This is a genomic window from Streptomyces sp. NPDC094143, from assembly GCF_040303825.1.
GTDB lineage: Bacteria > Actinomycetota > Actinomycetes > Streptomycetales > Streptomycetaceae > Streptomyces.
In genome coordinates, this window is record NZ_JBEOTZ010000053.1 from 1 (window position 1) to 13,820 (window position 13,820).

3 protein-coding genes are annotated in these 13,820 nt (G+C 73.7%); all 3 read right to left on the bottom strand.

Annotation, left to right across the window (positions count from 1 at the left end):
* Positions 1-2,210 (bottom strand): type I polyketide synthase (locus ABTZ58_RS36385; protein ID WP_502996188.1); only part of this gene is annotated, 2,210 nt, incomplete at its 3' end.
* Complete coding sequence (locus tag ABTZ58_RS36390; RefSeq protein WP_351366594.1) at positions 2,140-12,285, bottom strand: type I polyketide synthase; 10,146 nt, start codon at positions 12,283-12,285, stop codon at positions 2,140-2,142. The genes ABTZ58_RS36385 and ABTZ58_RS36390, both read right to left, overlap by 71 nt.
* 372 nt (positions 12,286-12,657) lie before the next feature.
* A complete protein-coding gene (locus ABTZ58_RS36395) occupies positions 12,658-13,518 on the bottom strand; it encodes a 1,4-dihydroxy-6-naphtoate synthase (RefSeq protein ID WP_351366597.1) in 861 nt (286 codons plus the stop codon).
* Positions 13,519-13,820: the final 302 nt, after the last annotated feature.

The window sequence follows — 13,820 nt, forward strand, 5'->3', positions numbered from 1 at the left end:
GCTGCCACGAGCGTGCAGGCGTCCTCCAGGGACAGCACCCCGGCCACGTGCGCGGCCGCGATCTCACCGATGGAGTGCCCGCCGACGAAGTCCGGGCGCACACCCCACGACTCCAGCAGCCGGAACAACGCCACCTCGACCGCGAACAACGCCGGCTGCGTCCACTCCGTACGACCCAGGCGCTCCGCGTCATCACCGAAGACGACGTCCTTCAGCCCGCCGCCCACGTGCGCGCACACCGCGTCGAAGGCCTCCGCGAACACCGGGAACACCTCGTACAGTTCACGCCCCATACCGGGACGCTGCGCACCCTGGCCCGAGAACAGGAACGCCTGGCGTGCCTCGCCCCGGTCCCGGCCGATCACGACGTCGTACGGCGTGGTCCCGGAGCCGAGTTCGGCCAGCGCGTCGACGAGACGCGGGGACCCGCCGACGACGACAGCCCGGTGCTCGAAGTGGGTACGGGTCTTCGCGAGGGCGAGTCCGGTCAGGGCCGCCGGTGTTTCGGGGTGCTGATTGGCGAAGGCGCGGATGTTGCGAGCCTGGGCGCGCAGTGCCTCCTCGCTGCGGCCGGAGAGCAGCCAGACGGTCGGCTCGCTGCCCGTCACGGAGGCGGGCGGCTCGGTGACCGCGGGTGCGGGACCCTGTTCCAGGATGACGTGAGCGTTGGTGCCGCTGACGCCGAACGCCGAGACAGCGGCGCGTCGGGGACGGCCGCCGGTGTCGGGCCATGAGCGCCGCTCGGTCAGGAGCCGTACTTCGCCCGCCGACCAGTCCACCCGCGAGGACGGCTCGTCCACGTGCAGCGTCGCCGGCAGCACACCGCGCCGCAACGCCTCCACCATCTTGATCACACCGGCCACACCAGCGGCCGCCTGCGTATGACCCAGGTTCGACTTCACCGACCCCAAGTACAGGGGAACTTCGCGATTCTGCCCGTACGTGGCCAGCAGCGCCTGCGCCTCGATCGGGTCACCCAACCGCGTACCGGTGCCGTGCGCCTCCACCGCGTCCACCTCCGCCGCCGACACCCCGGCATCCGCCAGAGCCGCGCGGATCACCCGCTGCTGCGACGGACCGTTCGGCGCCGTCAAACCGTTCGACGCACCGTCCTGGTTCACCGCCGAGCCGCGCACCACCGCCAGCACACGGTGACCGTTCGCCCGTGCATCGGACAGCCGCTCCACCAGCAGCACACCGACACCCTCACCCCACCCGGTACCGTCCGCACCCTCCGCGAACGCCTTGCACCGGCCGTCACCCGCCAGACCACCCTGACGACTGAACTCGGTGAAGACGTCGGGGGTGGACATCACCGTCACACCGCCCGCGAGCGCGAGGTCGCACTCTCCCGACCGCAGCGACTGGACCGCCAGGTGCAGCGCCACCAGCGACGACGAGCACGCGGTGTCCACCGTGACGGCCGGTCCTTCCAGGCCCAGGACGTAGGACACCCGGCCCGACACCACGCTCGCCGCGTTGCCGGTGAGCAGGTGCCCTTCGATCCCTTCGGGCAGTTCGTCCCCTGTGTCGGCGCCGTAGTTCTGGTTGCTGCAGCCGATGAACACGCCGGTCCGGCTTCCGCGTACGGAGGCGGAGGTGAGGCCCGCCCGTTCGAGCGCCTCCCAGGACGCCTCCAGGACGAGCCGCTGCTGAGGGTCCATGGCCAGCGCTTCACGCGGTGAGATGCCGAAGAACCCGGCGTCGAACTCGGTCGCCGTGGCGACGAACCCGCCCTGGTCCGTGGTGGCCGGACTGGTGTGGTCCTCGGTGTCCCAGCCCCGGTCGGCGGGGAACGGGGAGATGGCGTCGACGCCGGCGTCGACCAGCCGCCACAGATCGTCCGGACCGGTGACGTCACCCGGGTAGCGGCAGGCCATGCCGACGATGGCTATCGGCTCCTTCGCCGTCCGAAGGAGTTCCTCGTTGTGCCGGCGAAGGCGCTCGTTCTCGAGCAGGGACGCGCGCAGCGCGGCGACGACGCGCTCTTCGGGGGTGGACATGCTCAGCTCCACTGGTGGGTGATCCGTACTCGGGCGGACGGGCGGGCGGCAGGGGCGGGAGTCACCTGATGAGGCGGCGCGGCGCGGGTGGCAAGGACAGCGGGCGGGGGGACACGGTGCCTCGGGCGGCGCAGCCTCAGGTGTCGCCGAGGGCCAGCTGGACGAGGGCGTCGACGTCCATGGTGCCGATGCCGTTGGCGTCGGCATCGGTAGCGCCGGCGTCGGCGTCGGCGGTCTGGGGCTGTGTGTCCGACGCTCGCTTCTCGCTCTCCGCCAGGGCGAGCACGGCCGTCAGCAGGCCGCTCTCCTGCCATGTGGCGTAGGGGATGGCGGCGAGGGCGTCGCGGAGACGTGTCTCGTCCCGCCCGGCCGCCGCGGGAAGCGGGCCGGTGGCCGACTGTTGCGCGAAGAGTTCGTCGTGGAGGTGATCGGCGAGGTGCCGCGGGGTGGGGTGGTCGAAGACGAGGGACGGGGGCAGCCGCAGGCCCGTTTCGGCGCTCAGTCCGTTACGCAGGTCGACGGCGGTGAGGGAGTCGAATCCGACGTCCTTGAAGGGCCGGTCGACGTGCACCACGCGATCGGCGGACCGGCCGAGCACCGCGGTCGCCCGCTCCTGGACGAGCTCGCGCAGGGCCCGGCGCCGTTCCTTCTCGGGCCGGTCGGCCAAGCGCCGTACCAGACGCTCGCGAGCGTCCTCGGCCGAGTTGACCGTCGTGCTCGTCGCACTCCCCGTCGTGCTCTCCGTCGTCCCTGCGCTCCCGGCGGAGCCGCCGGTGTCGAGGGCGCGGACCGTGCTCAGCAGGCGGCTGGGCCGACGGCTGGTGAACGCGGGGACGAAGCGCTCCCATGCCACATCGGCCACCACGACCGAGCCGTCACCCGTCTCCAACGCACGCCCCAGTCCCAGCAGTGCGTGCCGAGGCTCCATCACCTGCAACCCTCGACGCTTCAGCTCCACCGCACCCACACTCGACACCATTCCCCCGCCCGACCACGGGCCCCATGCCACCGACAGTCCCGTCTCGCCACGGCCACGACGCGCTTCCACCACGGCGTCGGCGCACGCGTTCGCCGCCGCGTACACGCTCTGCCCGCCGCTCCCCCACACGCCCGCGATCGACGAGAAGACGACGAACGCCTCCAACCCCCATCCCCGCGTCAACTCGTCCAGGTACACCGCACCCGACGCCTTCGCCGACCACACGTCGGCCAGGTGAGCGTCGTCGACCTCGTCGATGGGCGTGGAGTCGGGTACGCCGGCGGCATGGAAGACGGCGTCGACGCGGTGTCGGGCCAGCAGCGCGGCGACGGAATCGCGGTCGGCCATGTCGCACCGTTCGACGTGCACCCGTTCCGCTCCGGCGGCGCGTATCTCTTCCACGAGCCGACCCGCGTCCGGGGAGTCGGGGCCGCGCCGGCCGGCGAGCACGATCTCGTGCGCGCCGCGCTCGGCGAGCCAGCGCGCCACGTGCCCGCCGAGGGCACCGGTGCCGCCGGTGACGAGCACCCGACCCGGTGACTTCCAGCCGGTCACGGAGGGCAGGGGGGCCGGATGCTCACGGAGGCGACGCGCGAACGTCCTGCCGGCCCGCAGGGCGAGCTGGTCCTCGCCCGAGGCGGCGAGCGCTGCCGCGAGCAGGCCGGCCGTGTCCGCGTCGGGCGTGGACGGCAGGTCGACCAGTCCGCCCCAGCGATCGGGGTACTCCAGGGCCGCCACGCGCCCGAGTCCCCAGACGGCGGCCCGTTCCGGGTTCACAGCGACCTCCGTGGAATGCCCGACGGATACGGCACCCGTGGTGACGCACCACAGGGGGCCGACCGTTCCGACGTCGCCGAGCGCCTGGACGGCGGTGAGGGCCCAGGACAGCGAGTCGGGCAGGACGACCACTCCGGCGAGGGAATCGCCGCGGGCCGCAGAGACCAGATCGCGTGCCAGAGAAGCACGGCCGGTGCCCGTCGGGACGGCGAGGATGCGGCAGCCGGGCAGTGCCTCGACGACGGTGTCGAGGCCGTCCGATCCGTCGGCCGGGTGGAGCACCAGCCATCGCCCCGTTCCGCTGGGCGCCGAGGGCGGCGTGACCGACTCCCATTCGACGCGGTAGCGCCAGCCGTCCACCTGAGCGCGCAGGGCACGCTCCCGCCGCCGAGCGGCGAGACCGGACACGACCTCCTCGACGACCTCCTCACCGATGCCGAGGGAGCGCGCCAGTTCGCGCGACTCCCCGGGAGCAACCGTCTCCCAGGAGTCGGCGTCGTCCACGACCCCGGTGCCCTCGGCCAGCGGTGCCGTCCGTGCACGCTTCGTCTGCGGCCAGAACCGCTCGTGCCGGAAGGCGTAGGTCGGCAGTGCCACACCCTCCGTGGCCCGGGCGCCGATCATCGATGCCCAGTCGACCGCCATCCCCTTCGTGTGCCCGGCGGCCACGCACTCCAGCACGGTGTCCACCTCGTCGCGGTGCTTGCGGAGGGTGGCAGCGATGAGCGAACCGTGCGCGTCGGGCAGGCAGTTCTGGGCGAGTGCGGTGAGGGTGCTGTCCGGGCCGATCTCCAGGAACCGGGTGACACCCTCCGCCGCGAGGGCGGCGACACCGTCGGCGAACCGGACGGCCTCGCGGACGTGGCGGACCCAGTACTCGGCGGTGGTCAACTCGCCCTCGACCGCGAGCTGTCCGGAGACGTTCGAGACGACCGGGAGGGACGGAGCGGTGTAGGTGATGCGCTCGGCGACCTGACGGAACTCCGCCAGCATCGGCTCCATCAGCGGCGAGTGGAAGGCGTGGGAGACGCGCAGGCGGGTCGTTCGGCGGCCCTGTCCGGCCAGCTCGTCGGCGACCTCGGACACAGCCGCCTCGGTGCCCGCGATCACCACGGCGCGAGGACCGTTGACCGCCGCCACCGACACCTCACGCCCCTCCAGCAGCGGCAGCACCTCCTCCTCGGCGGCCTCCACCGCGATCATGGCGCCGCCTTCGGGCAGGGCCTGCATCAGCCGGCCCCTGGCTGCCACGAGCGTGCAGGCGTCCTCCAGGGACAGCACCCCGGCCACGTGCGCGGCCGCGATCTCACCGATGGAGTGCCCGCCGACGAAGTCCGGACGCACGCCCCAGGACTCAAGCAGCCGGAACAACGCCACCTCGACCGCGAACAGCGCCGGCTGCGTCCACTCCGTACGACCCAGGCGCTCCGCCTCGTCGCCGAAGACGACGTCCTTCAACCCGCCGCCCACGTGCGCGCACACCGCGTCGAAGGCCTCCGCGAACACCGGGAACACCTCGTACAGCTCACGCCCCATACCGGGACGCTGCGCACCCTGGCCCGAGAACAGGAACGCCGTGCGTCCCTCGGCGACGGCACCCACGGTGACCTGAGGCGCGGTACGGCCTTCGGCGAGCGCGAGGAGTCCGGCCATGAGTTCCTCACGGTCACGGCCTCGGATCACGGCGCGGTTCGTGAAGGACGTCCGCTGCGTCGCCAGCGCGGCGGCCACGGCGTCGAGGTCGACGTCCGGGCTGGTCCGGGCGTACGCGTGCAGACGGACCGCCTGCGCACGGAGGGCGTCGCCCCCCTCGCCCGAGACGAGCCACGGAGTCATGGGCGGAGCGTCGAGTTCCGTCGACCGAGTGGTCGTCTCCTGCGGGGCCTGTTCGAGGATGACGTGGGCGTTGGTGCCGCTGAAGCCGAACGAGGAGACACCCGCCCTGCGGGGCCGGTCCACCGACGGCCACTCCAGCCGTTCCGTGACCAGTCGCACGGCGCCCGCCGACCAGTCCACCCGCGAGGACGGCTCGTCGACGTGCAGCGTCGCCGGCAGCACACCACGCCGCAACGCCTCCACCATCTTGATCACACCCGCCACACCAGCGGCCGCCTGCGTATGACCCAGGTTCGACTTCACCGACCCCACATACAGGGGAACTTCGCGGTCCTGTCCGTAGGTGGCCAGCAGCGCCTGCGCCTCGATCGGGTCACCCAGCCGCGTGCCCGTCCCGTGCGCCTCCACCGCGTCCACCTCCGCCGCCGACACCCCGGCATCCGCCAGAGCCGCGCGGATCACCCGCTGCTGCGACGGACCGTTCGGCGCCGTCAAACCGTTCGACGCACCGTCCTGGTTCACCGCCGAGCCACGCACCACCGCCAGCACCCGATGACCGTTCACCCGTGCATCGGACAGCCGCTCCACCAGCAGCACACCGACACCCTCACCCCACCCGGTACCGTCCGCACCCTCCGCGAACGCCTTGCAGCGGCCGTCACCCGCCAGACCACCCTGACGACTGAACTCGGTGAAGGCGGCCGGAGTGGACATCACCGTGACTCCGGCGACCAGGGCCAACGAGCACTCACCTGAGGCGAGGGAGCGCGCCGCCATGTGCAGGGCGACGAGCGAGGAGGAACACGCCGTGTCGACGGTGACCGCCGGTCCTTCCAGGCCCAGGACGTAGGCCAGGCGGCCGGAGATGACACTGGCCGCGTTGCCCGTGCCGACGTACCCGCCGAAGTCACCCTCCGCCACACCCAACAAGGCCGGATAGTCCTGCCCGTTGGTACCCGTGAACACACCGACCTGCCGACCGCGCAGCGACCTCGGGTCGATCCCCGCCCGCTCCACCGCCTCCCACGACGACTCCAGCAACAACCGCTGCTGCGGATCCATCGCCAACGCCTCACGCGGCGAGATACCGAAGAACTCCGCGTCGAACCCGGCGACATCGTCCAGGAAACCGCCCAGGCGCACGTAGTCCGCGTCCGGACCGCCGGGGGTCGGCACCTCGGACCAGCCGCGGTCGGTGGGGAACTCACCGATGGTGTCCTCGGCCCGGAGGAGTACGTCCCAGAGCTGTTCGGGGCTCTCCACTCCGCCCGGGAAGCGGCAGCCCATGCCCACGATGACGATCGGGTCGTCGGCCGGCGTGCCACTCGTGCCGTTCGGGGCCGCGGAGGCCGTGTGGACGTCCTGCTGTGCCGGCGGGGCGAGGGCGGTCAGCAGGTGGTCCGCGACCGCCCGGGGGGTGGGGCAGTCGAAGGCGAGTGTGGCCGGCAGGGGCAGGCCGGTCTCGCGGCTGAGGGTGTTGCGCAGTTCGAGTGAGGTCAGGGAGTCCAGTCCCAGCTGGGTGAACGGCTGGTCGAGACCGATGGGTGTGCCCGGGGCGTGTCCCAGCACGAGGGACAGGGTGCTGCGCACGAGATCGATCACCGCGTCGCGGCGCCTCGGCTCCGTCAGCCGCGCGAAGCCCTGAGCGGCAGGGGCTCCTTGCGCGGGTGCGACGGCCGTGCGCAGGGCCGGGCGGCCCGTCAGGGAGCGCAGCAGTGGGGGGAGCCGGTCGGCGGTGCGGCGCAGGGCGGACCGGTCCAGGCGCAGCGGGACGGGGGTGCCGCCGGTGTGGGCCAGGGCGCGGTCGAAGAGGGCCAGGGCGTCGTCGGTGGGCAGCGTGGTGATGCCGTTGCGCGCGGCCCTGTGGTGGGCGGCGCCGGTCAGCTCCCGGGTCATGGAGCTGTCGGCCTCCCACAGTCCCCAGGCGATGGACAGCACGGGGCGGCCCTCGGCGCGCAGGGCGGAGGCGAGGGCGTCGAGGAAGCTGTTCGCGGCCACGTAGTTGCCCTGGCCGGGGCCCGCGAGGGTGGCAGCGGCCGAGGAGAACATCACGAACGCCGACAGCTCGTGGTCCCTGGTGAGGTCGCGCAGGTGGCACGCGGCATCGACCTTGGGGCGCAGCACGGTGGAGAGCCGGGCCGGGGTGAGGGACGTGATGACTCCGTCGTCGAGCACGCCGGCGGCGTGCACCACGGCACCGAGGGGGTGGTCGTCGGGGATCGCGCGGATGACGGCGGCGAGGGCGTCACGGTCGGCTGCGTCACAGCTCACCACGGTGGTACGGGCGCCGTGGGTGGCCAGTTCGGCGACCAGTTCGGCCGTTCCGGGGGCGTCCGTTCCACGGCGTGTCACGAGCAGGAGGTGCCTGACGCCGTGGCGGACGACGAGGTGGCGGGCCGTGGCCGCTCCGACGGTGCCGGTGCCGCCGGTGACCAGGACGGTCCGGTGCGGGTCGAAGGCCGCGACGGGGATCCGCGCGGTCGTGTCCGTCCGGGTGATGTCCGCTCGGGTGGGGTCCGACCGGGTCGTGTCCGCTCGGGTGGTGTCCACTCGGGTGAGCGTGGGGGCGAGGAGGCGGCCGCCGCGGAGCGCGAGGTCCTCGTGGTCGAGGCGGGCGGCGAGTGCGAGGTCGTCGTCCGAAGGGGTGCCGTCGGTGTCGAGGAGCAGGAAGCGGCCCGGGTTCTCGGACTGGGCCGACTTCACGAGTCCGCGGACCGCGGCGGCCGCCAGGTCGGTGACCGTCTCGTCGCCGGTCACGGCGACCGCGCGCCGGGTGACCAGGAGGAGACGTGAGCGGGCCGCGCGGGGGTCGGTGAGCCAGCGCTGGAGCAGGGCCAGGGCGTGCGCGGTGGACGTGTGCGCGCCGGCTGCCGTGGCGGCGTCGGCGTCGGCCGAGTGCCAGGGGACGACGACCAGTTCGCCGTACGGGGTGCCGGAGACGTCCGCGAGTACGTCGTCCGGGCCGGTGAGGAGGGTCGTCGAGGCGGGTTCCGGCAGGGAGGCGGGCCCGGCGGGGGTCCACGTGACGGTGTAGAGGTCTCCGGTGGGCTGCGGGGCGTCCGTCGGGAGGTCGTCCAGCTCGTGGGGTGTGACCGTGACCGCTCGCGCGGTCAGTACGGGGGCGCCCGCGCCGTCCAGCAGCCGGAGCGTGGCCCCGGTGCCGGAGTTCGGGGTGATGTGGACGCGGACCGAGGTGGCCGCGTGGGCGTGCAGGGTGAGGCCGGACCAGGTGAGCAGCCGGGGGGCGGGGTGGCCGAGCGCGGTGAGTGCGACGAGCGCGCCGTCCAGGAGGGCCGGGTGCACGGCGAACCGTGCGGCGTCCGCCTCCTGGCCCTCGTTCAGCGCGACGTCGGCGAAGATCTCGTCCGCCCGGCGCCACACGGCCTTGAGGGGGCGCGGTGCCGGATTCGGCGCACCGGGGTCGCCGAGGGCGCCGTACAGTTCCTCGGGGTCGACCGGGACCGCGCCGGAAGGCGGCCAGGTTCCCTCCGTGAGGGCGGCGCTCGCGGCCGGTTCCTCGTCCTGGGCACGGGTCAGTGTGCCGTGGGCGTGGCGCGTCCAGGGCCGCAGCTCGTCGGTCCGGTCGGCGTCGGGGTCGAAGGGCCGTGCGTAGAGGGCGAAGGTCCAGTGGTCCTCGCCGTCGCCCGCTTCGGTGACCGTCTGCACCTCGGTCTCACCGGTGGCCGGGAGCGGCAGCGGTACGTCGATGTGCAGTTCGGCGAGGTGGTGGGCGCCGAGGGCGCGTCCGGTGTGCAGGGCGAGGTCGGTGAGGACGGATCCGGGTACCGAGGTGCCGCCGCCGGTGGGGAGGTCGGCCAGCCACGGCAGGACCCGCCGGGAGAGGCGCCCGGTCGCCATGACGGTGGCCGAGTCGGCGAGGTGGGTGCCGTGGGACAGCAGGGGGTGCTCGCCGCGGTGGCCGGTGTGGCCGATGACCGGGTCGAGCCAGTAGCGGTGCCGCTCGAAGGCGTAGGTGGGCAGGTCGACGTGGGGCTGGGGGCCCGGGACGAGGGCGTTCCAGTCGACGGTCAGTCCCGTGGTGTGCAGGGACGCGAGGGCGGACACGGCCGTGTGCGCCTCGTCGCGGTCCTTGCGGCACATGGGCACGAACAGGGTTCCCTGCTCATCCGGCAGGCAGGTGCGGGCCAGTGCGGTGAGGGTGGCGTCCGGACCGATCTCCAGGAACCGGGTGACCCCCTCCGCCGCGGCGGTGGTGACACCGTCCGCGAAACGCACCGGCTGCCGGACGTGCCGTACCCAGTACTCGGCGTCCAGCTCACCGGCCGCCGCCACCCGGCCGGTCACGTTGGAGACGACCGGGATCGCGGCGGGCCGGTACGTGAGGCCTTCGGTGACCGCGCGGAACCCGGCCAGCATCGGTTCCATCAGGGGCGAGTGGAACGCGTGCGACACCCGCAGGCGGGACGTACGCCGGCCCTGGACCCGCAGCTCATCGGTGACCTCGGTCACGGCCGCCTCGGTACCCGCGATCACCACGGCACGGGGGCCGTTGACCGCCGCCACCGACACCTCCGCGGCGCGCCCCGCCAGCAGCGCGAGGACTTCCTCCTCGGCGGCCTCGACGGCCACCATGGCGCCGCCCGGGGGCAGTTGCTGCATCAGCCGTCCACGTGCCACCACCAGCGTGCAGGCGTCCTCCAGGGACAGCACGCCCGCCACGTGAGCGGCCGCGATCTCGCCGACGGAGTGGCCGGCCACGAAGTACGGCCGTACACCCCACGATTCGGCCAGCCGGAACAGTGCCACCTCGACCGCGAACAGCGCCGGCTGCGTCCACTCCGTGCGGTCCAGCAAGTCGCCGTCCTCGCCGAGGACGACGTCCTTCAGCTCCCCGCCGATGTGCGCGCACACCGCGTCGAAGGCCTCCGCGAACACCGGGAACGCCTCGTACAGTTCGCGCCCCATGCCGGGGCGCTGCGCGCCCTGGCCCGAGAACAGGAAGGCGACCTTGCCGCCGCGGCGTGCGGTGCCGGTCACCGTGTTCGCCGGGGACCCGCCGGCGCCGAGAGCGCGCAGACCGGCGAGGAGGGCGTCCCGGTCGGTGCCGAGGACGACGGCGCGGTGTTCGAAGAAGGTGCGTCGGGTGGCCAGGGTGTGGGCGACGGCCCGGTCGTCCGTGCCGGGGTGCGCCTCGATGTGGTCCAGGAGGGCGCGGGCCTGCCCCTGGAGGGACGCGGGGGTGCGCGCGCTGAGGATCCAGGGCAGTACCGGCGACGTGCGGGCGGCCGGCCGGGCCGTGTCCGCGGCGTCGCCCGGGGTGGCGGCCGGGTCGTCGTCCGGGGTGGCGGCCGGGGCCTCCTCCAGGATGACGTGGGCGTTGGTGCCGGAGACGCCGAACGCGGACACGCCCGTACGGCGCGGGCGTTCGGTGCGCGGCCAGGCGACGGGTTCGGTGAGCAGCCGTACGTCGCCCTCGGTCCAGTCGACCTTGGTGGTGGGGGCGTCGACGTGCAGGGTGCGCGGCAGGCGCTCGTGGCGCAGGGCCTGGACCATCTTGATGACGCCGCCGACCCCGGCCGCGGCCTGGGTGTGGCCGATGTTCGACTTGAGGGAGCCCAGCCACAGGGGCCGCCCGCCGGGCCGTTCCTGGCCGTAGGTGGCCAGCAGCGCCTGCGCCTCGATCGGGTCGCCCAGGGTGGTGCCGGTGCCGTGCGCCTCGACGGCGTCGACGTCGGCCGGGGAGAGCCCGGCGGAGGCCAGTGCGGCGCGGATGACGCGCTGTTGTGCGGGGCCGTTGGGGGCGGTGAGGCCGCTGCTCGCCCCGTCCTGGTTGACGGCGGAGCCGCGGATGACGGCGAGGACCTGGTGGCCGTTGCGCTGGGCGTCGGAGAGGCGTTCGAGCAGGACCAGGCCCGCGCCCTCGCCCCAGCCGGTGCCGTCGGTCGCCTCGGCGAAGGACTTGCAGCGTCCGTCGGGCGAGAGTCCGCGCTGCCGGCTGAACTCCAGGAAGGTGACGGGGGTGGACATGACGGCGACGCCGCCGGCCACGGCGAGGTCGCATTCCCCGGCGCGCAGAGCCTGGACGGCCAGGTGCAGGGCGACCAGCGAGGAGGAGCAGGCGGTGTCGACGGTCAGGGCCGGGCCCTCGAAACCGAAGGTGTAGGAGATGCGGCCGGAGGCGATGCTGGCCGCGCTGCCGTTGCCCAGGTGGCCCTCGACCCCGGGGGGCGGCTCGGGGAAGCGGGTGGCGTAGTCGTTGTACATGACGCCCGCGAACACCCCGGTGGCGCTGCCGCGCAGGTCGGAGGGGCGCAGGCCGGCGCGTTCGAGGGCTTCCCAGGTCAGTTCGAGCAGCAGCCGCTGCTGCGGGTCGGTGGCGAGTGCCTCGCGGGGTGACATGCCGAAGAAGGCGGGGTCGAAGTCGGCGGCGTCGTGCAGGAAACCCCCTTCCCGCGTGTAGCAGGTCCCCGGGTGGGCGGGGTCGGGGTGATAGAGGGCGTCCAGGTCCCAGCCCCGGTCGTCGGGGAAGCCGGAGACGCCGTCCGTGCCGGTGTCGACGAGGCGCCACAGGTCCTCGGGGGTGCGGACGCCGCCGGGGTAGCGGCAGCTCATGGAGACGACGGCGATGGGTTCCGTTGCCCTGGCCTCGACCTGGCGCAGCCGTGCGCGGGTGCGCTGGAGGTCGGTGGAGACGCGGGTCAGGAAGTCGCGAAGCTTGTCCTCGCTCACGGATCGGTCTCCCTTCGGCGGCGGGCGCGGAGGCTCGCCGGTGGGGCACGGGCCATCGTGTCGGCCCCGGCACTCGGGTGCCGGGGCCGGGCGAGGGCGGGTCCGGCGGCCGGTGCCCTCGCGGCGGGCGGCCGTGGCGCTCCCGGTGCCGGGCCGTCCTCCAGGGCGATTATGGGGACGGCCGGGGACGGTTCCGGAGGTTCGGCCGGGGGCTCTAAGAGAACTTCTAGCGTTGCCGCGCCGTTTCCCGGGCGCGTGGGTGTCCCGCCGGCTCCGGCAGCCGCCCCTGCCCCGAGCCGCCCGGACCCCCGAGCCGCCCAAGCCTTGTGCCGCCCGTGCCTTGTGCGGCGGGGCGTGCGGCGGGGGTGCCGCTCACAGGCGGGCGGTCACCTCCAGCGCTCCGTCCCGCAGCGCCGGCAGCAGGCCCAGTCGCGCGGAGCGGTCCAGCAGGGTGCGGACCGCGTGCAGGCCGTCCTGGCCGAGGTCGGCGGTGAACTCGTTGACGTAGAGGTCGATGTGCCGGTCGACGACGTCCGGTTCCATCTCCTGGGCGTGCCGCAGGACGTAGGCGCGGGAGGCGGCGGGTGTGCGGCGGGCGGCGCGCAGCGAGGCCCGTACGGTGTCGGCGATCCGGTGGAGCAGGGGCTCGCCGAGGGAGCGGCGGGCGACGATGGCGCCGAGGGGGATGGGCAGGCCCGTCAGCTTCTCCCATTCCTCGCCCATGTCGGCGACGCGGTGCAGACCGTGGCGCTCGTAGGTGAAGCGGGCCTCGTGGATGACCAGGCCGGCGTCGACGCGGCCGTCGCGGACGGCCGGCATGATCTCGTGGAACGGCAGGACGGTGATGTCGCCGACGCCGCCCGGTACGGCTTCGGCGGCCCACAGCCTGAACAGCAGGTAGGCGGTGGAGCTCGTGCTGGGGACGGCGATCCGGGCCCCGGCCAGCGCGGCGGGCTCGGCGGGTCCGGCGGACAGGACGAGGGGGCCGCACCCGTAGCCGAGGGCGCCGCCGCACGGCAGCAGGGCGTAGTCGTCCAGGACGTGGGGCAGTGCCCCGTAGGAGATCTTCAGCACGTCCAGTTCACCGCGTGCGGCCATCCCGTTGGTGACGTCGATGTCGGCGAAGGTGAGCCGCACCTCGGGGCCCTCCGGGAGCTGCCCCTCGGTCCAGGCGTGGAAGACGAACGTGTCGTTGGGGCACGGCGAGTGCGCCAGGGTCAGCGGTGACGTCATGGGCGGTGGCTCCCTCGGTCTGCGGTCCGGCGGTCGGCCCGGAACGTGCCGTACGGCCAGGGACGTGCCGGGCGGCACGGGGCCGTCGTCCTCAGCAAAGCCGTTGCGGGTATGGGGTTTTCCCCAGACTGCCGTCCGCGAGGATGGGAGCGCCCCACCCGGAGCGGTGTCGATGCCCCCGTCGTCCGGCCGGGGCCCGTGGCACCCGGATCGTTGGCCGGCTCCGCGGGCTCCCGCCGGACGGCCTCGACGCGGCCGCCCGGATGGTGCGGCTGCGATCCGTCCCGCCCGCCCGTCCCTGG